Genomic DNA, 22945 nt, shown 5'->3' on the forward strand with positions numbered 1-22945 from the left:
TAAGGCGATGGCTGCCAAAATCTCCTGCGATGTCGCGATCATTGGTGCAGGCCTGGCCGGCGGCCTGATCGCGCTGGCGCTCAAGGCGCGGCACCCTTCGCTCGACGTGCGGCTGGTCGATGCGGGCGAGACGATCGGCGGCAATCACCTCTGGTCCTTTTTCGGCAGCGATGTGGCCACGGCCGATCGCTGGATCGTCGAGCGGCTCGTGGCGCATGGCTGGCGCTGCTATGACGTGGCCTTTCCGGCGCATGCGCGGACACTGAACCAGACCTACTACTCGATCGAGAGCCACCGGCTGGACGCCGAGGTCCGCCGCGTGCTGCCGCCCGAAGCCCTGATGCTGGGCCGCAAGGTGCTGTCGGTGACCGCGACTGCCGCCGTCTTCGCCGATGGCGACCGGGTGGAGGCGACCGGCGTGATCGACGCGCGCGGCGCGGGCGACCTGTCCTCGCTGTCCTGCGGATGGCAGAAATTCGTCGGCCAGGAACTCCGCCTGACCCACCCGCATGGCAGCGAGCGGCCGGTGGTGATGGACGCCACCGTCAAGCAGATCGACGGCTATCGCTTCGTCTACACCCTGCCCTTCGCGCGGGATCGGATCTTCGTCGAGGACACCTATTACTCCACCTCGTCCGATCTGAACCGCCGCGCCATCGTCCAGCGAATCGAACGCTATGCCGAGGCGCGTGGTTGGGAGACGGTGGAGGTGATGCGCGAGGAGGCGGGCGTGCTTCCGGTCGCGATGGGGGGCGACTTCGACGGCTATTGGCGCAGCGGCGGGGCCAGGACGCCCAAGGCCGGGATGCGCGCCGGGCTGTTTCACCCGACCACCGGCTATTCGCTGCCCGATGCGATTCGTATGGCGGCAATGCTGGCCGAGCGGCGCGATTTCGCCGGGGCCGATCTGCACGACGCAACCTATCGCATGGCGCGCGCCGCCTGGGACGCGCGAAGCTTTTACCGGATGCTCGACACGATGTTGTTCAAGGCGGCGGAGCCGGATGAGCGATACCGCGTTCTGGAGCGTTTCTATCGACTTCCGCCCGACCTGATCGGGCGATTCTATGCGGGGCAATCGACCATGGCCGACAAGGCACGAATATTGACCGGACGGCCGCCGGTGCCGATCCTGCGCGCCATCGCCGCGCTGCGGGGTCGGTCATGAAGAGCGCGGTCGTCATCGGATCGGGCTTCGGCGGCTTGGCGCTGGCCATCCGCCTGCAATCGGCGGGCGTGCAGACGACGATCGTCGAGGCGCGGGACAAGCCCGGCGGGCGGGCTTATTATTGGGAGCGCGACGGCTTTACCTTCGACGCCGGGCCGACCGTCATCACCGACCCGGCCTGTCTGGAGGAACTCTGGGGCCTGACCGGGCGCAGCATGTCGGAGGATGTGAAGCTCGATCCCGTCAGCCCCTTCTACCGGCTCAACTGGGTCGACGGCACCAATTTCGACTATAGCAACGACGACACCCAGTTGCGGTCCGAGATCGCCAAGCTGAACCCCGACGATATCGCGGGCTATGGCAAATTCCTCGACTATGCGGCGGGCGTGTATCGCGAGGGCTATGAGAAGCTCGGCCATGTCGCGTTTCTCGATTTCGCCTCGATGATCAAGGCCGCGCCGTCGCTGATGAAGTATCAGGCGTGGAACTCGGTCTACGCCATGGTTTCGAAATTCGTGAAGTCGGAGAAGCTGCGCCAGGCGCTGTCCTTCCACACGCTGCTGGTCGGCGGCAATCCGATGACGACCAGCGCCATCTATGCGCTGATCCACAAGCTGGAGCGGGACGGCGGCGTCTGGTTCGCGCGCGGCGGCACCAATCGGCTGGTCGCAGGGCTGGTCGCACAGTTCGAGCGGATCGGCGGCGTCCTCCGCCTCGGCGATCCCGTCACCCGGATCGAGACGCTGGGCGACCGCGCGACCGGCGTGGTCACGAAGAGCGGCCTGACCATCCAAGCGGATGCCGTCGCGACCAATGCCGATATCATGCACAGCTATCGCGACCTGCTGACCGACAATCGCTCGGCCCGGCGGACGGTCAACTCGCTGGAGCGCAAGCGCTATTCGCCATCGCTTTTCGTCGTGCATTTCGGGATCAAGGGCGCGTGGCCGGGTATCCCGCACCACATGATCCTGTTCGGCCCACGCTATAAGGGCCTGCTGACCGACATCTACGACACCGGCGTGCTGTCGGAGGATTTCTCGCTCTACCTCCACCACCCGACCGTCACCGACCCCAGCCTTGCGCCCGAGGGGCATTCGACCTTCTACGCATTGGCCCCCGTCCCCCACATGGGCAAGTTCCCGATGAACTGGGACGAGGTCGGGCCGATCCTGGAAAAGCGTATCCTGGACGAGGTGGGCCGCCGCCTGATCCCCGATATCCATGAGCGGATCGTGACCAAATTCCACTATGCGCCATCGGACTTCGCGACCGATCTGAACGCGCATATGGGCTCGGCCTTCTCGCTCGAGCCGATCCTGACCCAGAGCGCCTATTTCCGGGTGCACAATCGCGACGATTCGATCCCGAACCTGTATTTCGTCGGAGCGGGGACGCATCCGGGTGCGGGTATTCCGGGCGTGGTGGGCAGCGCGAAAGCCACGGCGGCACTGATGCTGGAGAGGAAGTAGGCCCCCGCCTCCGTTCAGCCTGAGCGAAGTCGAAGGCCAAGGGATGACCTTTCCCCGTGTCCCGTGGGCGAGCCCGTCGCGTGGCCTTCGACTTCGCTCAGGCTGAACGGGGGGGATAGGAAGTTGGCACCGTCCCACGGATCGATCCGGGTGTTCCCACCATGCCTCGGCGTCTATCACGGCGTTGGACTCAAGATGATCCTGGGCTGGACCGCCGTGGCGCGGATCGCATTCGGTTCGGCAAATCCGGTTGCGCTGCCGCTGACGCCCTTTGCTCGGCGGAGGATCACGCCAGCAGCGCGTCTTCCTCTTCCGCCTGCTCCACCTCGGCGGCCTGGCGGGCCCACATTTCGGCGTAGAGCCCGCCCTTCGCCAGCAACTCGCCATGCGTGCCGCGCTCCGCCACGCGCCCGCCATCGAGGACGACGATCTGGTCGGCATGGACGATAGTCGACAGCCGGTGCGCGATGACCAGCGTGGTCCGCCCGCGCTCGATCGCCTGGAGCGTCGCCAGGATATCCGCCTCGGTCCGGCTGTCCAGCGCGCTGGTGGCTTCGTCCAGGATCAGGATCGGCGGGTTCTTGAGCAGGGTGCGCGCGATGGCGACCCGCTGCTTCTCGCCGCCGGACAGCTTCAGCCCGCGCTCGCCGACGCGGGTGGCATAGCCCTGGGGCTGGCGTTCGATGAAGTCGGCGATCGCCGCGCCCTTCGCCGCCCGTTCGACCTCGGCCTGATCCGCGCCCTCGCGGCCATAGGCGATGTTGTAGCCGATCGTGTCGTTGAACAGCACCGTGTCCTGCGGCACGATGCCGATGGCCGCCCGCAAGCTGTCCTGCGCCACGTCGGACACCGGCTGGCCATCGATGGTGATCGCGCCCTCGCTCACGTCGTAGAAGCGGAAGAGCAACCGCGCGAGCGTCGACTTGCCCGCCCCCGACGGCCCCACCACGGCGCAGGTCGTCCCCGCCGGAATGTCGAGCGTCAACCCTTTCAGGATCGCCCGGTCGGGCTCATAGCCGAAGACGACATGGTCGAACCGGACATGCCCGCCCGTCACGCTCAGCGGGGGCGCGCCGGGGGCGTCCACCACTTCGGCGGGCGTGTCGATCAGGTCGAACATCGCGCCCATGTCGATCACCCCCTGACGAATGGTACGATAGACCATGCCGAGCAGGTCGAGCGGCCGGAAAAGCTGCGACAACAAGGTGGAGACGAACACCACATCGCCCGGAGACGCCGCGCCCCGGCTCCATTCGCGCGCGACCCAGGCCATGGCAAAGCCCAGCATCAGGCTGGTGATCGCCGCCTGCCCGACATTGAGCCAGGCGAGCGAGTTTTCCGACTTGGTCGCCGCACGGGCATAGGCCGCCACGCCGTTTTCATAGCGCCGGGCTTCGCGTTCCTCGGCGTTGAAATATTTGACCGTCTCGAAGTTGAGCAGCGAGTCGACCGCGTGCGCCACTGCGCCGGTGTCGAGATCGTTCATCCGGTTGCGCAGCGCATTGCGCCAATCGGTCACCTTGCGGGTGAAGACGATGTAGAGGACCACCATCACCAGCGTGGTGACGACCAGCACCGGCCCGAAGCTCCGCCCAAAGATAGTCAGGACCAGCGCCAGTTCCAGCACGGTCGGCGCGATGTTGAAGAGGAGGAAGTAGAGCATCGTGTCGATGCTCTTGGTCCCGCGCTCGACCACCTTGGTCACCGCCCCCGTGCGCCGTTCGAGGTGGAAGCGCAGCGACAGGCGGTGGAGATGGCGGAACACGTCCGCCGACAGCCGCCGGGTCGCGTCCTGCCCGACCATCTCGAACACCGCGTTGCGCAGATTGTCGAACAGCGTCGTCCCGAACCGCGCCGCCGCATAGCCGATGACCAGCAGGACGACGAGCATCACCGCGCCGCGGTCGCCCCCCGCCATCCGGTCGATCGCATATTTCAGCGTATAGGCCGCGCCCAATACCTGAATCAGCTTGGACACCACGACCAGCGCCATCGCCGCCACGATCCGCACGCGCAAGGCAGGGGCTCCGGCGGGCCAGAGATAGGGGAGGAAACGGCGAAGCGTCGGGATCAGCGGCCGGTCAGGCGTACCGGCGGTGGAATCGAGTGGCGGCATGTCACCCCCATGTCGGCGGATCGGGGGCGAAGTTCAATGGGGGAGCGTTTGCGAGCCGTATCGCTTGCGGCCCTGCCCTCCCCCAACCCCTCCCGCTTGCGGGAGGGGCGTTTTGCAGGAATTTTGGCTGCCCACATCCCCGCCCATAGAAATTACGGTGATCGCTTGCCCCTGGCCGCTCCCCTCCCGCAAGCGGGAGGGGATGGGGGAGGGCTTCGGTGTCTCACCGAGCTACCCGCCCCACCCCCCGACTGGCCTCACTTCAACCCCTTCACATACTCCGCGCCATGCTTCACCTGCGCGGTCGAGCCCTTCAGCGTGTCGCCGATCGGCTCCGCCCGCCCGCCAAGGCAGGGCGCGAGGAAATTCTCGGCCACCGCGTTGAAGGCGATATTGTTGGCGGGCCGCGCAAAGCCGTGGCCTTCGTCGGGGAACAGGACATAGGTGACGGGGATGTTCTTCGCCGCCATCGCCGCGACGATCTGGTCGCTTTCCGCGACATTGACGCGCGGGTCATTGGCCCCCTGCCCGATCAGCAGCGGCTTCTTGATCTGGTCGACGAAGGTCAGCGGCGAACGCTCCTTGAGCAGCGCGCGGCCCTCTTCGGTCGTGGGGTCGCCCATCCGCTTGTAGAATTGCTGCTTGCCCGCTTCCCAATAGGGCGGGATCGTCTTGAGCAGGGTGAACAGGTTGGACGGCCCGACGATGTCGACGCCGCAGGCGAATTTCTCCGGCGTGAAGGTCAGGCCCGCCAGCGTCGCATAGCCGCCGTACGAGCCGCCCATGATCGCCACCTTGTCGGGCGTGGTGACGCCCTGCTTCACCGCCCAGTCGACCGCGTCGATCAGGTCGTCATGCATCTTGCGGCCCCATTGCAGGTCGCCCGCCGAGATGAAGTTCTTACCAAAGCCGGTCGAGCCGCGATAATTGACCGACAGCACCGCATAGCCGCGATTGGCGAGCCACTGGTGATAGCTGTTATAGCCGAACCCGTCGCGCGCCCAGGGTCCACCATGGACGAACAACACCATCGGCACCGGCCCGGTCACGCCCTTGGGCCTGGTCAGATAAGACACCAAAGTCAGCCCATCGCGCGCGGGGATTTCCACCGCCTCCATGGGCACGAGCGGCGCATCGGCCAGTTCGGGGCGGCTGACGTAAAGCTGGGTCAGCTTTTTGCCCTTGCGATCGTATAGCCAGGTGGAGGCGGGTGCGGTGACGGGATCGAATGTCACCAGCCATTTGTCATCGGCATCGGTGCGCGACCCGATCGAGAATTCGCCCTTGTTCTGCGCCTTCAGGAAGGCGAGGTCCGCCTTCACCGCGTCACCGACCGGCACATAGTCGCGCTTGAGGTAATTGACCGAATAGGCTTCGACCCGCCCGGTCTTGGGATTGAACAGCCCGCCGCCGACATCGGCCTTGGGGCTTTCGCCGATCACGGCCATCTTGCCGCTGCCCATGTCCTGCGCCATCAGCGCGGCGGTGTTCCGGCCCCGGCTGTCCATCCAGTAAAGCGTCTTGCCGTCCACCGTGAAGCCGAGCGGCGAGGTGGTCAGCGAATCGTCCAGCCCGAACTGCACGACCGGCGTCGCCTCGACGGTGGTGCCGTTGACGCGGTAATAGTCCGAACCGCCATCGGGCCGCGCCTTGGCCGCCATCCGCAAGCGCAACTGGTCGTCGGCGAGGAACCCGGCATAGCCGTCATTCTGCATCACCTTGGTCAGCGCGCCGGTGGTCAGGTTCAACTCGTACACGTCATGCCAGCGCGGATCGCGATTGTTGACGCCGACCAGGATGCGGTCCTTGATCGTCTCGCTGGTGCCGATGATTTCGACGCGGGTCTTCTCGAACGGGGTCAGCGCCTTTTGCGCCCCGGTCGCGACATTGACGCCGTAGAGCAGGAAATTCTCGTCGCCGCCCTTGTCGTTGACGAACAGGATCGACTTGGAGTCCGGGGACCAGAAGGTCTGGCGGATCGGTCGCGCCTTCTCGGCGGTCAGCGGCCTGGCCTGATCGGGCGTCGCGATCGGCGCGACCCAGACGTTGAGCACTCCGTCGCGCGGCGCGATATAGCTGATCCATTGGCCGTCCGGGGAAAGCTGTCCGCCGATGCGGGTCGGATTGCCGAACAGCTTGGCCCGTTCGATCAGCGGCACGTCCGCCGCCATCGCCGATTGCGCCACCATCAGCGCGGCCCCCGCCGCGAGCAAAGCCTTGAACCCCATCTCATGCTCCCATCATGAACTGTGTTGGTGGAGCATGACAGTCCCATCTCTACCCGGCAAGCGCAAAATCGGAACAACCCGCCGCACCCTTGCGTTCTGGAAAACAAGTGGAGGCGGTTAAATGGAACCGATTTTCTATGTCATGGCGATCCTCGGCTGCGGCGATGGCAGCGTCGATTGCACCGAGGCGCGGATGGTCCCCGCCCGGTACGAAACCATGGCGCAATGCCGCGCCGACCTCGCCAACCGGATCGCCGCCAATACCGATGTGCCCTATCCGGTGATCGGGGCGGATTGCCGCCGCATGGGTGCGCAGATGGCCAAAGCAGGGCGGAAGCCGTCCAGGGGGTAACCCGCTCCTCCGTTCAGCCTGAGCGAAGTCGAAGGCCAAGGGAAACCCTCGCGGCAAGGGTCGTAGCGTACGCTTCGACTTCGCTCAGCGCGAACGGGGCTGGGGATTGTCACACCCGCCCCACTATCCGCCTTCGTCTCGACAGCAAAAACTATCGCGGCCGCGTCCATAGCGCCGGATCGCGCGGGGTGATCGTCATCTTGTCCCGCCGCGCCGCCAGGACGCTCGCACCGGCCATGAAGCGCAGCTTCTCGGTCTTGCTGGTGCCGACCCGGCTGTCCCAGGCCCCTCGCCCGCGCCGCGCCACCTTGCGCCCGATCGCGCCATAGATCGCCGCCGCCGACAGCACCGCCCAGGCCGAGCGATAGGATAGCGCGGGCACCCCCATCCGCGCACTCGCCTCGAACCGGGCCGCCTGGTCGGTCAGGCGGCGGGCCAGCGCGCTCAGGCCCGGCCGGTGCGAGGGCGCCATGATCGCGTCGGGGGATATGCTCTTATAGGCCAGCCACTCGCGCGGCAGATAATGCCGCCCCGCGCCCGCATCCTCGGCAATGTCGCGCGCGATATTGGCAAGCTGGAACGCCATGCCCAGGTCGCAGGCGCGGTCGAGCGTCGCCTGGTCATCGGGCGCGACGCCCATCGTCACCGCCATCATGCAGCCGACCACGCCCGCGACATGATAGCAATAACGATAGAGATCCTCCTCCGTCTCGGGCCGCCAGTCCTGCGCATCCAGCGCGAACCCGGCGATCAGGTCGCGCGGCCAGCGGTGCGGCATCCCCGTCTCCGCCGCGACGACACGCAGCGCGTCGAAGGCCGGGTCGCCGACCACCTGCCCCGCCAGCGCCATTTCGGTCTTTTCGGTCAACTCCGCCAGGCGCGCGGGGGCATCGGCCACGCGGGTCATGCCATGACCATGATCCTGCCCGTCGGCGATATCGTCACAGCGGCGGCACCAGGCATAGAGCAGCCAGGCCCGCGCGCGCGTTTCGGGCTCGAATAGCAGGCTGGCCGCCGCGAAACTCTTCGAGCCCTTCGCGATCGACGCCCGCGCCGCCGCCACCAGCGCGTCGCGCTCGGTCGGGGCGGCGGTGTCGCTCACAGATCGCCCGCGTTCATGCGCACGATGGGCTGGGTCGGCACATGTTCGGTCATCTTCGCCAGCAACCCGTCGAGCGTCGTATCGACGATCAGCAATTCGCGGTGCTGTGGCCGGAGGAAGCCGACCTCGCCCATCTTCTCCCAGAAGGCGACGAGATGGTCGTAATAGCCGCCCGTGTTGAGCAACCCGACCGGATCGGCATGATAGCCGAGCTGCGCCCAACTGAGCGCTTCCCACAATTCGTCCATCGTGCCGGTGCCGCCCGCAATGGTGATGAAACCGTCGGACAGGTCGGTGAACGCCTTCTTACGCTCATGCATGCCGGGCACGACATGAAGTTCGGTCAGGCCGCGATGCGCGACCTCCGCATCGACCAGCGCCTGCGGGATGATGCCGATCACCTCGCCACCCGCCGCCAGCGCCGCATCCGCCACCGCACCCATCAGGCCCAGCCGGCCACCGCCATAGACGACGCCGATGCCGCGCTCCGCCAGGCCGCGTCCGACGCTACGAGCGGTTTCGATGTAAAGGGGATCGCTGGGGGTCGCCGACCCGCAATAAATGGCCAATCGCTTCATGCGTCATGCGCTAGGCCAAGCCGCCGGACGGAACAAGCGGGCAAGCGCCCCGCCACGCCCGTCGCGCGTCGATTATGGAAGGGGCGACGCGGGCGCAGCCGCCCCCTCCCGAAATCACTTGCCGCGCAGCGTATTCAGCAGCGCGATACCCAGCACGCCGCCCAGCGCCGCCGAGGCATAGGGGCGATCCTTCACGAACTGGCGCGCCTGGTCGATCAGCGGGCGGACGGTCTGGTCGATGCTGGTCTTGGCATCGCCGAACGCCTTCTGCGTCTTGCCGCTCCACTGTTCACCCTTGCCCTCGGCCTGCATGGTCTTGTCGCCCATGGCCGTGCCGATGCCTTCCTTGACCTTGCCGCCAAAATTGGTGGCAGCACCATCGATCGTGTCGGTGTTCATGAAACATCTCCTCTTGGGGATCAGGGATGATGGAGATTGGAAACCCCGCAGGACGCCGATGTTTCCCGGCCATCGTCGCGGGAAAGGCGGCAGGACCGAAAGCCGAGCCCCTTTCCCCGCCCCCGCCCGGACGCTACATGCACCCCGATGGTCGCCGACCCCCTTGCCAAGCTCCACGAAGTTTTCGGGTACAGCCAGTTTCGCGGCGTGCAGGAACAGGTGGTGGACCGTGTCCTGAACCGGCAACGCACATTGGCGGTCATGCCGACCGGGGCGGGCAAGTCGCTCTGCTATCAGTTGCCCGCCGTGATGATGGACGGATGCTGCGTCGTGGTCAGCCCGCTGATCGCGCTGATGCACGACCAGTTGCGCGCGGCCGAGGCGGTCGGCATCCGCGCCGCCACCTTGACCAGCGTCGATCAGAATCGCGGCGAGACGATGGCCCGCTTCCGCGATGGCCAGCTCGACCTGCTCTATGTCGCGCCCGAACGTGCCTCATCGGCACATTTCCGTGAGTTGCTCGGCTCCGCGCCGCTCAGCCTGTTCGCGATCGACGAAGCCCACTGCGTCAGCGAATGGGGGCACGACTTCCGCCCCGATTACCGGCTGCTCGAACCGTTGATGGATGCCTTCCCGGAGGTGCCCCGGCTCGCGCTGACCGCGACAGCCGACGCGCATACCCGCGCCGACATCGCCAAGCAGTTGGGCATTCCGGTCGAGGGGATGATCGTCTCGGGCTTCGACCGGCCCAATATCCGCTATGCGATCAGCCCCAAGGCCAATGTGAACCTCCAGATCGCGCGGGTGGTCGCCGACACGCCCGGCCCCGGCATCGTCTATGCCCAGACGCGCGCCGCGACCGAAAAGCTGGCCGAGGCGCTGGCGCGGACCGGCCGCCCGGTGCGCGCCTATCATGCCGGGCTCGACCCCGCCGTGCGCGCGAAGAACCAGGCCGATTTCGTGGCGAGCGAGGATATGGTGATCTGCGCCACCGTCGCCTTCGGCATGGGGATCGACAAGCCCGATGTGCGCTTCGTCGCCCATGCTGGCCTGCCCAAGTCGATCGAGGCCTATTATCAGGAGACGGGCCGCGCGGGGCGCGATGGCGATCCTTCCGTGGCGCATCTCTTCTGGGGGGCCGACGATTTCGCCCGCGCCCGGCAACGCATCGCCGAGGTCGAACCCGAACGCCAGCCGGGCGAGCGTGCGCGCCTTTCGGCCCTGGGTGCGCTGGTCGAGACGGGCGGGTGCCGCAGGCGGATCCTGCTGCGCCATTTCGGCGAGGAGCTGGCGGAGGATTGCGGCAATTGCGACAATTGCCTGGGCTCACCCGATGCGGTGGATGCGACCACCACCGCGCAGAAATTCCTCTCCGCCGTGTTCCGCACCGGCCAAATGTTCGGCGCGGGCTATATCGAGCAGGTGCTGACCGGCCAGTCGACCGAGCGCAGCCTGATGAACGGGCATGAGGCGCTGTCGGTGTGGAACATCATCGACGGGGACGAGGTCGCGCTGATCAAGCCGGTCCACCGTGCGCTGCTGTTGCGCGACGCGCTCCGCACCAATCATCATGGCGGGCTGGAGTTCGGCCCCGCCGCGCGCGCGCTGATCAAGGGGGAAGCGCGGCTGTCGCTGGTGGTGCCGCCCAAGCGCGAGCGCAAATCCCGCCGCACCGCGCCGGTCGCCGCCAACCCCGCGGACAATCCGCTGTTCGAGGCATTGCGCGCCAAGCGCCGCGAACTGGCGCAGGAGGCGGGGGTGCCGCCTTATGTCATCTTTCACGACTCGGTGCTGCGCGACATGGCGGCGCAGCGACCGAACAGCCGTGCCGCGCTGTCGCTGCTGTCCGGCATCGGGGCGCGCAAGCTCGATGCCTATGGCGAGGCGTTTCTGGCGGTGATCCGCGACGCAGGCTAAGCTGCGGGGCATGACCGCCCCGACCCTGACCACCGACCGGCTGACCTTGCGCGGCCATCACCCCGACGATCTCGACGCCTTGGCCGCGATGTGGGCCGATCCGGCGGTTTACGCCATGATCGGCGGCAAGCCGCGCGCGCGCGAGCAGGTTTGGATTCGCCTGCTCCGTTCGATCGGGCAGTGGACGGCGTTCGGCTATGGCGCATGGGTGGTATGCGACCGGACGACGGGCCACGTGCTGGGCGATATCGGCCTGCTGGAATCGCGCCGGGCGATCGTGCCCGAACTCACCGTACCGGAGATGGGATGGGCCCTCGCCGCCGCCGGGCACGGCAAGGGCTATGCGGTCGAGGCGATGCGCGCGGTGCTGGACTGGGCGGATGCAAAGGGTTTGGCGCGGACCTGCTGCATCATCGATCCGGGAAATAGCGCCTCGATCCGGCTGGCGGCAAAGCTGGGATATGGCGCGCCGGTCGAGGGGATCTATCACGAGCGACCGATCCTGATCTTCCATCGGGGCTGATACTCCCCTTCGCGCCGAGGCGCGGAGAGGAAGCGCCCGGCCGACAGGCCGCTTCTTACCGGCGACGGTGCGGCAAGGTGCAACGTCGAACGGACACCTGACGCCGCTGCACGGGCAAATCTCTCTGCGCCTCCGCGCCTCCGCGCGAACAAAAGGCCGCCTATCCGACGATCACGGTTCAAGCCCCGCCTTCGATAGGGTACAGTCCCGCCCGTGACGCTTGCCCTGATCCTGTCCGCCATCGCCATGACGCTGATCGTCGGTGTCCGCTATCTGCTCGCCTCGGGGGCGTTCGCGCTGGCGACGCGGGCGCGGCATCCCGATCTTTATGCCGGGCTCGACCCGCAAATCCGGCGGGAGATCGCCTGGAGCCTGGCCTCCGCCGCCATTTACGGCATTCCCGCCGGGATCGTCGCCTGGGGATGGCAGAATCGCGGCTGGACCCGGATCTATGCCGATGTTCATGCCTATCCGCTCTGGTATCTGCCCGTATCGGTGCTGCTCTATCTGATCGCGCACGACACCTGGTTCTACTGGACGCATCGCTGGATGCACCGCCCGGCGATCTTCAAGCGCGCCCATGCCGTCCACCATGCCAGCCGCCCGCCCACCGCCTGGGCCGCGATGGCGTTTCACCCGATCGAGGCGGTGACGGGGGCTGTGGCCATTCCGCTACTGGTCTTCGTGATTCCGATCCATGTCGGCGCACTCGGCTTGGTCCTGACGATCATGACCGTTATGGGCGTCACCAACCATATGGGGTGGGAAATCTTTCCCCGCTTTCTGTGGCAGGGACACCTGGGGGGGTGGCTCATCACCGCCAGCCATCACCAACGGCATCATGAGCAATATGGGTGCAATTATGGACTCTATTTCCGCTTCTGGGATCGACTCTGCGGGACCGACCGGGGACTCGGCGATTTCGCGCGTACCCATGCGCAGGCCGCGCGTCGCGCTTCTGTTACTGGCCGCCCTGCCGTTGATGAGCACCGCGCCGGTTAGCCGGCTGGACATCGGGATCGACAATCTGCGCTCGGGCAAGGGGATGATCCGTCTGTGCCTGACCGCCGACCCGGACAATTTCCCCGCCTGTGTCGACGATGCCCGAGCGATGACGCGCTCCGTCCCGGCGGGCCAGAAGGCCTTGCACCTCGACGGCCTGCCGCACGGCGATTACGCCGCGGCCGTCATCCATGACGAGAACGGCAACGCCAAGCTCGACACGCTGGCGGGCATTCCGCGCGAGGGCTTCGGCTTTTCGCGCAACCCGGCGATCCATTTCGGTCCGCCACGCTTCACGGCGGCCCGCTTCAGCCTGGATTCTGTGGCCGAAACACAACAGATTCGGATGCGTTACATTTTCTGAACGACGGAACCGGAGCGAAATCCTCACCCTGGCGTTCCATTTCGGATAATCCATTCAGGGAGTTTTCCGTCTTGCGCCTTTTTCCGCGCGTAATCGCCCCGCTGATCGCCACGGGCGCGCTGTCCCTGTCGCTGCCCGCCTGGGCGCAGGATACGACCGTTTCCAGCAACCCCGCCGCCGCCCAAATGGCGGGGCAGATGGGCAAGAACACCATCACCATCGGGCTCGGCGCGGCCTATCTCCCCGATTATGAGGGATCGAACGACTATAGCCTCTCCCCCGCACCCGCGGCGCTGGCCTATATCGACGGGCACACCATCACGCTGATCGGCAACCGCGTGTCGGTCGACCTGATCGGCGACAAGAACAACCGCGAATGGGATTTTCAGGCGGGCCCGATCGGCGTCGTCAATCTCGACCGCACCGCCCCGTCGCGGATCGACGATGCCCGCGTCCGCGCGCTGGGCAAGATCGGCGCGGCGGTGGAACTGGGCGGCTATGTCGGCATCGGCAAGGTCGGCGTGGTCACCAGCCCCTATGACCGGCTGTCCGTCTCGGTCAGCTATCGCCATGACGTGACCGGGGTGCATGACAGCGGCATCTGGCAGCCTTCGGTCAATTACTTCACGCCCCTGTCGACCAAGGCGGCGGTCGGCCTGTTCGCCACCGCCGAACATGCCGGGCGCGGCTATGCCCGCCGCTATTTCTCGATCGACCCGAACCAGAGCGTGGCGAGCGGCCTGCCCGTCTACAACGCGCGTTCGGGGTGGAAGGACTGGTCGGTCGGCGGCCTCGCCACCTATTCGATCACCGGCAATCTGCTGAAGGGGTGGAAGCTGGTCGGCGGCCTGACCTATGGCCGGATGGTCAACGACTTCGCCGACAGCCCGATCGTGTCGCAGGCCGGTTCGCGCAGCCAGTGGCTGAGCGCGCTGGGGGTCGCCTACACGTTCTAACCCTATCCTCCCCGGCACGGGGAGGGGGACCATGCGAAGCATGGTGGAGGGGGATCGCCGCACAGGCTGTCCTATGAGGAAGCCCCCTCCGTCAGGCCTTCGGCCTGCCACCTCCCCGTACCGGGGAGGATTTCTTACTCCTGCGGGCATTCCCCCGGCTGGGTCACCGGCGCGCCGCCCATATACCATTGGCTGCGGTCGCCCATCGTCTCGCGATCGTGATAGCAGACCCGCGCCTTGGACGATTGGGTGTCGATCTCGACCGTCCAGTTGTTGTCCGAACAATCATGCGGGGTGCAGCCATGCGCCGCGATCCCTTGTTTCCCCCGGCGGAAGATCGGCACCGTCACCGCGCCGCGCGACATGATCCGCTGGATCAACTGCTGATTGCCCACCGCGTCGTGCAGCGCGCTCGCCACCTCGGTCCGGTCGAAAAAGGCTACGCCGTCGACCGCGTCGTTGGGATAATGGCCGATATAGGCGGTCAGCGGATTGACCTGCGCCACCCCCGCCACCGGCGTGGGCCGCGCGGTGCCGGGCGGGGTGAAGTTGCCCGGCGCGACGTCCGAATCCGCATCCCCTTCCCGACTGCCACAGGCCGCGAGCGCCAACAGGGCCATGGGGGCAAGGAAGGCGAAGCGGCGCATCTCTCTCTCCTGAAAACAATCGCTTTTGACGGGAACGCTTTGACCGCATGGCCGGTTGCCAAAGCGATGACAGCCGCGCCCTCCCCTGATTCCGACCTGTCCCGCTTCGTCGAGGCCCAGGCGGACAGTTTCCCCACCGCATTGGCCGAACTGCGTGTCGGACGAAAGCGAAGCCACTGGATGTGGTTCATCTTTCCCCAGATCGCCGGTCTCGGTCGCAGCCCCACCGCGCGATATTATGCGATCCGGGACGCGGGCGAGGCGCGGGCCTATCTGGCACATCCGATCCTCGGCCCCCGCCTGCTCGAAGCGGTCCGTACCGCGAACGCCGCGCCCGGATCGGCGGAGGCAGTGTTCGGCGGGATCGATGCCATCAAGCTGCGCTCCTCACTGACCCTGTTCGCCGCCGTCGCCGATGACCCTGCGCCCTTTCGCGAAGGGCTGGACCGGTTCTTCGACGGGCAGGCCGACGACGCGACCCTGGCGAAGCTCGACCACCCCGCACCGTGACTCGGGGGGGCGAGCCTCGCAACGGTCACTTGATGGTGACGGGCCCCGGGCCGGTCACGCTGGCCGACTGATCGGCGGTCAGGACGATGGTCCACTGAGTGCTGTTGTCGCACACCGCGTTCCAGCTCGGGTTCCCGTTGACCGGGGCGGCTTCCTTCATCGCGGTGACCGACTGGCAGCTCGCACCCGAAGGCCCGGCATCGCGGATCGCACGGAACAGCACGCCGCGCCGCTGCCCCTCGGGCAGGTCGCGGATCTTGGTGCCCAGCGCGTCGGCACTCATCACATTGCCGGTAGCGGCGACCGTTGCGGTGTTGTTGGCAGGCTCGGTCGAGGAGCCGCACGCCGCCAGCGGCAAGGCGGCGGTCATCACGGCGAGGGTGATCGTCGAACGCTTCATGATCATGGTCCTCCAATAGGCTCGGCGGCCGGCGGAATGACGACCGTATCGGGTGCATAACGATTATCCGCCAAGCCGGTTGCGCGCCAATCGCACCGGGGGCAAGAGGATGCGATGAGCGACATCCGACTGGACCCAAGCTGGCTGGCCGTCCTGCGCGACCAGTTCGACGAGCCCTATATGAAGGCGCTCAAGACCTTCCTGGCGGACGAGCGCGCCAGCGGCCAGCGGGTCTTCCCCCGCCCCGCCGAATGGTTCCGCGCGCTGGACCTGACCCCGCTGCCCCAGGTGCGTGTCGTGATCCTGGGGCAAGACCCCTATCATGGCGAGGGGCAGGCGCATGGCCTGGCCTTCTCGGTCCAGCCGGGCGTCCGCCCGCCGCCCAGCCTGGTCAACATCTATAAGGAGATGGCGACCGACCTGGGTATCGCCCCACCCAGCCACGGGTTGCTCGACCATTGGGCGCGGCAGGGGGTGCTGCTGCTCAACTCGGTGCTGACCGTGCGGATGGGCCAGGCCGCCTCGCATCAGGGGCGCGGCTGGGAGCGCTTCACCGATGCCGTGATCCGCGCCGTCGCCGCCAAGCCCGAGCCGGTCGTCTTCATCCTGTGGGGCGCCTATGCGCAGAAGAAAGCGGGCTTCGTCCGCGAGATGGGGGCGGGGCGACACTGCGTCCTGACCTCGGTCCACCCCTCGCCTTTGTCGGCGCGGGGCGGGTTCTTCGGCTCGAAGCCCTTTTCCAAGGCCAACGCCTTTCTGGTCGGGCAGGGCCGCGAACCGATCGACTGGGCCCTGCCGCCGCTGTCCTGATCTGTAATCACACTGGCTTCAATTGCCGCCAAGGCGCATAGGGGCCGCCATTCCACCGATGCGATAAGGACCAAGCGCGATGGCCGACGACGAATATGTGTATGACGAAGCGACCGGCGAATGGATCAGCGCCGCCGACGCCGCCGCCAAGGCGGGCACGGTCAACGATAATGATGCCGTGGTGGTGCGCGACTCGGTCGGCAATGTGCTGAGCGACGGGGATCAGGTGACGCTGATCAAGGACTTGACCGTCAAAGGCGCCGGCCAGACGCTGAAGCGCGGCACCCTCATCAAGTCGATCCGCCTGACCGGCGATGCGCAGGAAATCGACTGCAAGTTCGACGGGATCAAGGGCCTGGTGCTGAGGGCGGAGTTTGTGCGGAAGCGGTGAGGTTGACATTGGACAGGTGATTGTACAACTTTAGTTGTATGCAGGCTGTCTCCTATTCCGAAGCGCGTGAGAATCTGAAGGCGATGATCGACAAGGTCGTCGCCGACCGCGCGCCCGTGGCGATCACCCGCCAGCGAGGTGAAGGTGCCGTGCTGATCTCGGCCAGCGAATGGGCGTCGATCGAAGAGACGCTCTATCTGCTGCGCTCGCCCAAGAACGCCCAGCGCCTGCTGGAAAGCATTGCCGAGCTGGAAGCAGGCGGCGGCGAAGCGCACGATCTCATCCAGCCGTGAAGGCTCAGTTCTCGTCGCGATCGTGGGCCGAGTATCTCGACCTCCATGCTCATGACGCGAAGCTGTTCGCGAAGCTCAATGCCCTGATCGAAGAATGCCGCCGCCACCCTTTCAAAGGGACCGGCAAGCCCGAACCGCTGGGCGGCAACCTGTCAGGCTGGTGGTCGCGCCGGATCAGCCATGAGCATCGGCTGGTGTACCGGGTGGCGGGCAGCGGCGACGAACAGGTGCTGCAAGTGGCGCAGTGTCGGTATCATTATTGATCGCTTGCCCATTATGACGGCGCTATAGTCGCCACATGGCCTATCAAGAACCTCCTAGCAATAAGTCAGCTGTCCGTCGTGCCGGCCTGGCTATTTCTGCCGGTAACGCCACTGATGACGATTATCTACTGGTGGACAAATGGAGGTCAGCGCATGGATATGTTATCAATACATTTCAAGCGTGGCTCAAAGGCCACATCAATAAGCAGGAATACTATATAGAATTCGCACAACGCCTAAAGCGAAGAAATACTGTAACTGACAAATTACTAAGAAAAAATTCTGCAGGTACGCCGCTAATAGCAGATGTATCTGCCATGCATGACTTCGCTGGCTGCCGGATGATATTTAACGACGTTCAGCAATTAGTAGAGTTCAGGTCTTACATTCACTCCTCGCAGGTAATGCGAAATGTTGAGCATAGTTTGCGCCATGATCCTGATAAATATAATTATATAGAGCATCCAAAAGCGACAGGATACAGAGGTATACATGACGTTTATCGTCATTTTCCTCGTGGCAGCACTAGAAGTCAGGAAAAGAAGCCTTGGGATGGGTTATTGGTGGAGCTTCAATATAGAACGCGCGCCCAGCATGCTTGGGCAACTGCCGTAGAAATCTCCGACCTTCTAGATGGTGAGCGGACAAAGTTTGAACTGGATTCAACCGAGCGGGGGCGCTTTTTTTCTATTGCAAGCGAAATTATTGCCCGCAGACATGAAGGCCTATCAAAAGCCTTTCCAGAGCTCGATACTCAAGACTTACAGATCGAACTTCAAGGCCTTGAAGACAAGCTTGGGATACTTAGGCGACTTGAACTTTTGAAACAGTTTGAGGATGAAGAAAACCTTCAAAATCATAACGTTCTAAACATTCATCGCCATCAAAATGGATCTCTCGAACTTGAAGTTTTGCCATTCAAAACAGCAGCCTTGGCGATTGCAAAAGCAAGCGAATTGGAAGCAAGCGACGATAGTGTTAATGCGGTATATGTCCGATCCGATAACCCGAAGCAGTTGAGATCGGCATATCGCAACTATTTTTATGACCCCATCGATTTCGTGAAAATAATTCAAGAGGAAGGCGGTTTGTAAGAAACCGCCTTCCACCTGACCCCTCACTCCGCCGGAAGGTAAACCTCCCCGCCCTTCTCGCGGAATTTCTCGCTCATTTCCTGCATCCCCGCCTCGGCGTCCTCGGCCGCGACGAAGGTCTCCACCGGGGCGTTCTGCTTCGCCGCGAATTCCCGAACCTCCTGCGTGATCTTCATCGAGCAGAATTTCGGGCCGCACATCGAACAGAAATGCGCGGTCTTCGCACCCTCCGCCGGAAGCGTCTGGTCGTGGTAGGATTCCGCCGTGTCGGGGTCGAGCGACAGGTTGAACTGGTCGCGCCAGCGGAACTCGAAGCGGGCGCGGCTGAGCGCGTCGTCGCGCATCTTGGCGGCGGGATGCCCCTTGGCCAGGTCGGCGGCGTGGGCGGCCAGCTTGTACGTCACCACGCCGACCTTCACGTCGTCGCGGTCGGGCAGGCCCAGATGCTCCTTGGGCGTGACGTAGCAGAGCATCGCCGTGCCGTACCAGCCGATCATCGCCGCGCCGATGCCGCTGGTGATATGGTCGTATCCCGGCGCGATGTCGGTGGTCAGCGGCCCGAGGGTGTAGAAGGGCGCCTCGCCGCACGCCTCCAGCTGCTTGTCCATATTCTGCTTGATCTTGTGCATGGGCACATGGCCGGGGCCCTCGATCATCACCTGCACATCCTGTTCCCAGGCGCGCTTGGTCAGCTCGCCCAGCGTGTAGAGTTCGGCGAACTGCGCCTCGTCATTGGCGTCGGCGATCGCGCCGGGACGCAGGCCGTCGCCCAGCGAATAGGCGATGTCATAGGCCTTCATGATCTCGGTGATCTCGTCGAAGCGTTCGTAGAGGAACGACTCCTTGTGATGCGCCAGGCACCATTTCGCCATGATCGAGCCGCCGCGCGACACGATGCCGGTCACGCGCTTCGCGGTCAGCGGGATATAGGGCAGGCGGACGCCCGCATGGATGGTGAAATAGTCGACGCCCTGCTCGGCCTGTTCGATCAGCGTATCGCGGAAGATTTCCCAGGTCAGCTCCTCGGCGATGCCGCCGACCTTTTCCAGCGCCTGATAGATGGGCACGGTGCCGATCGGCACCGGCGAGTTGCGGATGATCCATTCGCGCGTGTCGTGGATGTTGCGGCCGGTCGACAGGTCCATCACCGTGTCCGCGCCCCAGCGGATCGACCAGACCAGCTTGTCGACCTCGGTGGCGACGTTGGAGGCGACCGCCGAATTGCCGATATTGGCGTTGATCTTGACCAGGAAGTTGCGGCCGATCGCCATCGGCTCGGATTCGGGGTGGTTGATGTTGTTGGGGATGATCGCCCGGCCGCGCGCCACTTCGTCGCGGACGAATTCGGGCGTGACATAATCGGGAATCGCCGCGCCGAAGCTTTCGCCGTCGCGGGCATATTCGCGCAGCATCTCGCGGCCCAGATTCTCGCGGGTCGCGACATATTCCATTTCCGGCGTGATGATGCCGCGGCGTGCATAATGCATCTGGCTGACGTTCATGCCTGCACGCGCGCGCAGCGGCCGATTCAGCCCGGTGCGCGGGAATTGCGGCACGCCGCCCGAACGGTCGGGGCCGAGCTGGCCATTGTCCTCGGGGCGGATTTCGCGGCCGTCATAGGCCTCGACATCGCCGCGCCCCTCGATCCACGCGCGGCGGATCTGCGGCAGGCCCGCCATGATGTCGATGCGTGCGGTCGGGTCGGTATAGGGGCCGCTGGTGTCGTAGACGCGCAGCGGCGGCTCGCCCGAGGAGGGGTCGAGATGGATTTCGCGCATCGCGACGCCCAGCGGTCCGACATGAATCTTCTTCGAGCCACGAATGGGGCCGGTGGTCACGCCTATTGCGCTGCCCGCGGGGGGAATCTCGGTCTTTACGGGGATATCTGCCATAGTCGTCCACTCCATGCGGAGGAAACGGACCATGAGAGATGGGGCCGCTCCCTCCCTACGCCGGTGTCAGCCGGATCAGGTTCAGCGGGTCGGGGGCTCCTGCCCCCCTCTCAAGCGCAGGCCAGCGCTCCCCCGGGGATGGGCGCAGCATAAGCGGTTTTACGGCGGATAAGAAGGGGTTTTGCTTTGCCGCGCCATGACCCGCCCGGATAGGGGCACGGCGCGGCGACAAAAAAACCCCGACCGGCCAGGGGACTAGGGCCGATCGGGGCAAGGACCGTGAAGAGGATCGGTGCTTATCCGCTGGCGGCGCTGGTCCGGACGTTGCCGTTCAGGCCGTTGGGGAAGAAGCCCCCGCCGGTCACCGCCGCCTTGTTGAGATAGACGACGTTCAGCACCTGGCCGGGCGTGCGGGGAAAGGCGATCGCATTGGAATCGGCGGGAACGATGTTCGCCACCTGCGTGCCGTTGACCGTCGCGACGATGCCCTGATCGAGGTCGGCCGAGCCGTCCAGGCTGTCGCGCGCGTCGGAGATCTGTCCGGCGGCGGTGGTCAGCCCCTTGCGATACAGGACCGAGCGGACAAGCCCGGCATGATAGGCCTCCGCCGCATGGATGCCCGCCGCCGCCTCGACATAGGTCTTGTTGGTCAACAGGGTGACACCGCCCATATAGGCGGTCACCCCGACATCCTCGAAGATATAGGCGGCGAGCAGGAAATTCTCGTCCGAGGCGTAAGGATCGAAGGTCGCGTCCGCCGCGATCACGCCGGCGGCACGCGCCGCCGCGGTGAAGGCGCCATTGGCATCGCCCGACAGGTTGATCGCCGGTTGCGCCACCGCCGAGGTGCCGAGCGCGGTGCGCAGGAAGTTGACGTGCGCGATCTCGTCCAGAGCGATCTCGCGCGCATATTGCGCGACGATCGGGTCCTTGAACGCGACCCCGCGCGGCTGGCCGCTGGTGCCGGTCGCGACCGCCCCTTGCGTGCCCGTCCCCGTCTGGAACGACGCGGCGAGGCCCGTATTGAAGGCGGCATAGCTGTAGAATTGCGCTTCCAGATATTCGAGTTGGAGCGCGAAGTTCAGCACATCGGCATCGGTGACCGACCCGGTCGGGCTGGCGGTCGGCGTCGGGGTGGGGACGACGATCACGTCGTCATCGTCATTGTTGCAGGCGCCCAGCATCGCCAGTCCGCCCACGGCCCCCGCTCCGGCGGCCATGCGCATGAAACGGCGGCGATCGGCCCGGCGCTTGGCCGAGGCTTCGTCAATGACATCGAGAATGAAGCGTTCTTCGCTCATGATGATAATCCTCTCGAAACGAGGAAAAAGGGATCAGTTCGCCGCACTGGCGCGCAGGGTGCCGTTCACGCCCGCCGGGAAGAAACCCCCGAGCGTCGCCGCCGCATTGTTCAGATACACGATGTTGAGCACCTGCTGCGGCGTCCGGCTGAACGCGATGCCGTTATTGTCGAGCGGCACGATGTTCGACACCAGCTGACCGTTGACGGTCGTCTGCGCGATCCCCTGGTCGAGGTCGGTCGAGCCGTCGAGGCTGTCGCGCGCGTCCGAGATGCGGCCTGCCGCGGTGATCAGCGAGGGCTGCGGGTTGTTCATGTCATAGCCCAGGCCGTAGAGCGTCGTGCGAACGATCGCGGCATGATAGGCCTCGACCGCCAGGATGCCCGCCGCGGCCTGGAGGAAGGTCTTGTTGCTGATCAGCGGCGAGGCGCCCTTATAGGCGGTCACCCCGACATCCTCGAAGATATAGGCGCCCAGCAGGAACGCGGTCGGCGAGGCATAGGGGTTGAAGGTTTCGGTGGCACCGACCACGCCCGCCGCGCGCGCCGCCGCCGTGAACGGACCATTGGCGTCGCCGGAGATGTTGATCGCCGGTTGCGCGACGGCCGCACTGCCCAGCGCGGTGCGCAGGAAGGCGACATGGGCGGCCTCGTCGGCGGCGATCTCTCGCGCATATTGGCCGATGATCGCGTCGTCGCCGTTGCCGGTGGCGAAATTGACCTGCGCGCCGCCGGTCACCGCACCCTGGTTGCCCGTGCCCGTCAACTGGCTGGCGGGCAGGCCCGCGCCGTTGGCGGCATAGGCATAGAATTGCGCCTCGAGATATTCGAGGTTCAGCGCGAAGTTCAGGATGTCGGTATCGGTGATCGCCGCCTGTGCCCCGGCCTTGCTGGTCAGGGTGAAGGCGGTCGCTCCGGCAGCAGCCGCTCCGACCGCGAGTTTGAAGAAATCGCGCCGCAGATTGCGGCGCTCGGCCCGCGCGTCGAACGCGTCGAGCAGTTGTGCGCTTTCCGTCATCATGCTCCTCCCTAAAGGAACCAAGATGAGCTCTTCTGTATTTAGGTAACCGTCAGAAGAGCTCACAAAGGGGCATGGCCGAGAACTTTCCTTGATCTAGGTTTTCAGCCGGACCATGAAGCGAAACGTCATCCACCCAAAAAAGACGCA

24 protein-coding genes and 1 riboswitch are annotated in these 22945 nt (G+C 65.3%); of the genes, 14 read left to right on the plus strand and 10 right to left on the minus strand.

The annotated features are described in order from the left end of the window. Positions 1–7: 7 nt before the first annotated feature. Both crtY and QE379_RS19025 read left to right on the plus strand, forming a co-directional pair. The gene (crtY, locus tag QE379_RS19020) at positions 8–1168 is read left to right on the plus strand and encodes a lycopene beta-cyclase CrtY (RefSeq protein ID WP_307002866.1); all 1161 of its coding nucleotides are present in this window, start codon (positions 8–10) and stop codon (positions 1166–1168) included. After that, positions 1165–2640: a phytoene desaturase gene (locus tag QE379_RS19025; RefSeq protein WP_307002867.1), complete on the plus strand. Its 1476-nt coding sequence runs from the start codon at positions 1165–1167 to the stop codon at positions 2638–2640. The genes crtY and QE379_RS19025 overlap by 4 nt, the downstream gene beginning before the upstream one ends. Before the next feature lie 286 nt (positions 2641–2926). Here the strand turns inward: QE379_RS19025 and QE379_RS19030 are convergent, their stop codons facing one another. After that, positions 2927–4756, minus strand: coding sequence for an ABC transporter ATP-binding protein/permease (locus tag QE379_RS19030; RefSeq protein ID WP_307002868.1), 1830 nt, complete (start codon positions 4754–4756; stop codon positions 2927–2929). A 257-nt stretch (positions 4757–5013) separates the two neighbouring features. Continuing rightward, the gene (locus QE379_RS19035; RefSeq protein WP_307002870.1) at positions 5014–6984 is read right to left on the minus strand and encodes a S9 family peptidase; all 1971 of its coding nucleotides are present in this window, start codon (positions 6982–6984) and stop codon (positions 5014–5016) included. Between the two features lie 121 nt (positions 6985–7105). Here QE379_RS19035 and QE379_RS19040 point away from each other — a divergent pair, with 121 nt between their 5' ends. After that, the gene (locus tag QE379_RS19040; protein WP_307002871.1) at positions 7106–7336 is read left to right on the plus strand and encodes a hypothetical protein; all 231 of its coding nucleotides are present in this window, start codon (positions 7106–7108) and stop codon (positions 7334–7336) included. A 151-nt stretch (positions 7337–7487) separates the two neighbouring features. On the opposite strand, the gene QE379_RS19045 is transcribed toward QE379_RS19040, so the two are convergent. The 3 genes from QE379_RS19045 to QE379_RS19055 all read right to left on the minus strand — a co-directional run bounded on the left by QE379_RS19045 (position 7488) and on the right by QE379_RS19055 (position 9415). Next, positions 7488–8438, minus strand: a complete 951-nt coding sequence (locus QE379_RS19045; protein ID WP_307002873.1) for a phytoene/squalene synthase family protein — start codon at positions 8436–8438, stop codon at positions 7488–7490. Continuing rightward, the gene (locus tag QE379_RS19050; protein ID WP_307002875.1) at positions 8435–9016 is read right to left on the minus strand and encodes a TIGR00730 family Rossman fold protein; all 582 of its coding nucleotides are present in this window, start codon (positions 9014–9016) and stop codon (positions 8435–8437) included. Before QE379_RS19050 ends, QE379_RS19045 begins: the two co-directional genes overlap by 4 nt. Positions 9017–9130: 114 nt before the next feature. Next, positions 9131–9415, minus strand: a complete 285-nt coding sequence (locus tag QE379_RS19055; RefSeq protein ID WP_307002877.1) for a CsbD family protein — start codon at positions 9413–9415, stop codon at positions 9131–9133. Between the two features lie 147 nt (positions 9416–9562). Here QE379_RS19055 and recQ point away from each other — a divergent pair, with 147 nt between their 5' ends. The 5 genes from recQ to QE379_RS19080 all read left to right on the plus strand — a co-directional run bounded on the left by recQ (position 9563) and on the right by QE379_RS19080 (position 14177). Next, complete coding sequence (recQ, locus tag QE379_RS19060) at positions 9563–11332, plus strand: DNA helicase RecQ (protein ID WP_307002879.1); 1770 nt, start codon at positions 9563–9565, stop codon at positions 11330–11332. 10 nt (positions 11333–11342) lie between these two features. Further along, complete coding sequence (locus QE379_RS19065; RefSeq protein WP_307002881.1) at positions 11343–11855, plus strand: GNAT family N-acetyltransferase; 513 nt, start codon at positions 11343–11345, stop codon at positions 11853–11855. Positions 11856–12101: 246 nt separating this feature from the next. Next, positions 12102–12857 carry a sterol desaturase family protein gene (locus tag QE379_RS19070; RefSeq protein WP_307003304.1) on the plus strand — a complete coding sequence of 252 codons (756 nt, stop codon included), beginning with the start codon at positions 12102–12104 and terminating at the stop codon, positions 12855–12857. Continuing rightward, a complete protein-coding gene (locus QE379_RS19075) occupies positions 12838–13221 on the plus strand; it encodes a DUF2141 domain-containing protein (RefSeq protein WP_307002883.1) in 384 nt (127 codons plus the stop codon). The genes QE379_RS19070 and QE379_RS19075 overlap by 20 nt, the downstream gene beginning before the upstream one ends. 71 nt (positions 13222–13292) lie before the next feature. Continuing rightward, on the plus strand, positions 13293–14177 hold the full coding sequence (locus QE379_RS19080; protein WP_307002884.1) for a MipA/OmpV family protein: 885 nt from the start codon (positions 13293–13295) through the stop codon (positions 14175–14177). 134 nt (positions 14178–14311) lie between these two features. On the opposite strand, the gene QE379_RS19085 is transcribed toward QE379_RS19080, so the two are convergent. Then, complete coding sequence (locus tag QE379_RS19085; protein WP_307002885.1) at positions 14312–14824, minus strand: hypothetical protein; 513 nt, start codon at positions 14822–14824, stop codon at positions 14312–14314. A gap of 66 nt (positions 14825–14890) precedes the next feature. Here QE379_RS19085 and QE379_RS19090 point away from each other — a divergent pair, with 66 nt between their 5' ends. After that, positions 14891–15334, plus strand: a complete 444-nt coding sequence (locus QE379_RS19090; RefSeq protein ID WP_307002886.1) for a DUF1810 domain-containing protein — start codon at positions 14891–14893, stop codon at positions 15332–15334. A 25-nt stretch (positions 15335–15359) separates the two neighbouring features. On the opposite strand, the gene QE379_RS19095 is transcribed toward QE379_RS19090, so the two are convergent. After that, complete coding sequence (locus QE379_RS19095) at positions 15360–15734, minus strand: hypothetical protein (protein WP_307002887.1); 375 nt, start codon at positions 15732–15734, stop codon at positions 15360–15362. Between the two features lie 114 nt (positions 15735–15848). On the opposite strand from QE379_RS19095, the gene ung reads away from it, so the two are divergent. From ung to QE379_RS19120, 5 genes are all read left to right on the plus strand, one after another. Beyond that, entirely contained in the window at positions 15849–16544 is a 696-nt protein-coding gene (gene ung, locus QE379_RS19100; RefSeq protein ID WP_307002889.1) for a uracil-DNA glycosylase, read from the plus strand. A 79-nt stretch (positions 16545–16623) separates the two neighbouring features. Then, positions 16624–16935 (plus strand): zinc ribbon domain-containing protein YjdM, encoded by a 312-nt coding sequence (locus QE379_RS19105; protein WP_307002891.1) that lies wholly within the window; start codon positions 16624–16626, stop codon positions 16933–16935. Positions 16936–16973: 38 nt separating this feature from the next. Beyond that, on the plus strand, positions 16974–17228 hold the full coding sequence (locus QE379_RS19110; RefSeq protein WP_307002893.1) for a type II toxin-antitoxin system Phd/YefM family antitoxin: 255 nt from the start codon (positions 16974–16976) through the stop codon (positions 17226–17228). Continuing rightward, complete coding sequence (locus QE379_RS19115) at positions 17225–17491, plus strand: Txe/YoeB family addiction module toxin (protein ID WP_307002894.1); 267 nt, start codon at positions 17225–17227, stop codon at positions 17489–17491. Before QE379_RS19110 ends, QE379_RS19115 begins: the two co-directional genes overlap by 4 nt. Before the next feature lie 35 nt (positions 17492–17526). Further along, complete coding sequence (locus QE379_RS19120) at positions 17527–18585, plus strand: RelA/SpoT domain-containing protein (RefSeq protein WP_307002895.1); 1059 nt, start codon at positions 17527–17529, stop codon at positions 18583–18585. 23 nt (positions 18586–18608) lie between these two features. Here the strand turns inward: QE379_RS19120 and thiC are convergent, their stop codons facing one another. From thiC to QE379_RS19135, 3 genes are all read right to left on the minus strand, one after another. Further along, complete coding sequence (gene thiC / locus QE379_RS19125) at positions 18609–20477, minus strand: phosphomethylpyrimidine synthase ThiC (protein ID WP_307002896.1); 1869 nt, start codon at positions 20475–20477, stop codon at positions 18609–18611. 48 nt (positions 20478–20525) lie between these two features. Then, positions 20526–20616, minus strand: a riboswitch (TPP riboswitch). A gap of 157 nt (positions 20617–20773) precedes the next feature. Beyond that, positions 20774–21778, minus strand: coding sequence for a ferritin-like domain-containing protein (locus tag QE379_RS19130; RefSeq protein WP_307002898.1), 1005 nt, complete (start codon positions 21776–21778; stop codon positions 20774–20776). A 33-nt stretch (positions 21779–21811) separates the two neighbouring features. Continuing rightward, positions 21812–22795: a ferritin-like domain-containing protein gene (locus QE379_RS19135; protein ID WP_307003306.1), complete on the minus strand. Its 984-nt coding sequence runs from the start codon at positions 22793–22795 to the stop codon at positions 21812–21814. Positions 22796–22945 lie beyond the last annotated feature (150 nt).

The sequence above is a fragment of the Sphingomonas sp. SORGH_AS_0879 genome, assembly GCF_030819175.1.
GTDB lineage: Bacteria > Pseudomonadota > Alphaproteobacteria > Sphingomonadales > Sphingomonadaceae > Sphingomonas.

Bases quoted from the DNA above. Each gene is read 5' to 3' on its own strand.
- crtY (WP_307002866.1), top strand. From the start codon at position 8: ATGGCTGCCAAAATCTCCTGCGATGTCGCGATCATTGGTGCAGGCCTG.
- QE379_RS19025 (WP_307002867.1), top strand. From the start codon at position 1,165: ATGAAGAGCGCGGTCGTCATCGGATCGGGCTTCGGCGGCTTGGCGCTG.
- QE379_RS19030 (WP_307002868.1), bottom strand. From the start codon at position 4,756: ATGCCGCCACTCGATTCCACCGCCGGTACGCCTGACCGGCCGCTGATC.
- QE379_RS19035 (WP_307002870.1), bottom strand. From the start codon at position 6,984: ATGGGGTTCAAGGCTTTGCTCGCGGCGGGGGCCGCGCTGATGGTGGCG.
- QE379_RS19040 (WP_307002871.1), top strand. From the start codon at position 7,106: ATGGAACCGATTTTCTATGTCATGGCGATCCTCGGCTGCGGCGATGGC.
- QE379_RS19050 (WP_307002875.1), bottom strand. From the start codon at position 9,016: ATGAAGCGATTGGCCATTTATTGCGGGTCGGCGACCCCCAGCGATCCC.
- QE379_RS19055 (WP_307002877.1), bottom strand. From the start codon at position 9,415: ATGAACACCGACACGATCGATGGTGCTGCCACCAATTTTGGCGGCAAG.
- recQ (WP_307002879.1), top strand. From the start codon at position 9,563: ATGGTCGCCGACCCCCTTGCCAAGCTCCACGAAGTTTTCGGGTACAGC.
- QE379_RS19065 (WP_307002881.1), top strand. From the start codon at position 11,343: ATGACCGCCCCGACCCTGACCACCGACCGGCTGACCTTGCGCGGCCAT.
- QE379_RS19070 (WP_307003304.1), top strand. From the start codon at position 12,102: ATGACGCTGATCGTCGGTGTCCGCTATCTGCTCGCCTCGGGGGCGTTC.
- QE379_RS19075 (WP_307002883.1), top strand. From the start codon at position 12,838: ATGAGCACCGCGCCGGTTAGCCGGCTGGACATCGGGATCGACAATCTG.
- QE379_RS19085 (WP_307002885.1), bottom strand. From the start codon at position 14,824: ATGCGCCGCTTCGCCTTCCTTGCCCCCATGGCCCTGTTGGCGCTCGCG.
- QE379_RS19090 (WP_307002886.1), top strand. From the start codon at position 14,891: ATGACAGCCGCGCCCTCCCCTGATTCCGACCTGTCCCGCTTCGTCGAG.
- QE379_RS19095 (WP_307002887.1), bottom strand. From the start codon at position 15,734: ATGAAGCGTTCGACGATCACCCTCGCCGTGATGACCGCCGCCTTGCCG.
- ung (WP_307002889.1), top strand. From the start codon at position 15,849: ATGAGCGACATCCGACTGGACCCAAGCTGGCTGGCCGTCCTGCGCGAC.
- QE379_RS19105 (WP_307002891.1), top strand. From the start codon at position 16,624: ATGGCCGACGACGAATATGTGTATGACGAAGCGACCGGCGAATGGATC.
- QE379_RS19110 (WP_307002893.1), top strand. From the start codon at position 16,974: ATGCAGGCTGTCTCCTATTCCGAAGCGCGTGAGAATCTGAAGGCGATG.
- QE379_RS19120 (WP_307002895.1), top strand. From the start codon at position 17,527: ATGGCCTATCAAGAACCTCCTAGCAATAAGTCAGCTGTCCGTCGTGCC.
- thiC (WP_307002896.1), bottom strand. From the start codon at position 20,477: ATGGCAGATATCCCCGTAAAGACCGAGATTCCCCCCGCGGGCAGCGCA.
- QE379_RS19130 (WP_307002898.1), bottom strand. From the start codon at position 21,778: ATGAGCGAAGAACGCTTCATTCTCGATGTCATTGACGAAGCCTCGGCC.
- QE379_RS19135 (WP_307003306.1), bottom strand. From the start codon at position 22,795: ATGACGGAAAGCGCACAACTGCTCGACGCGTTCGACGCGCGGGCCGAG.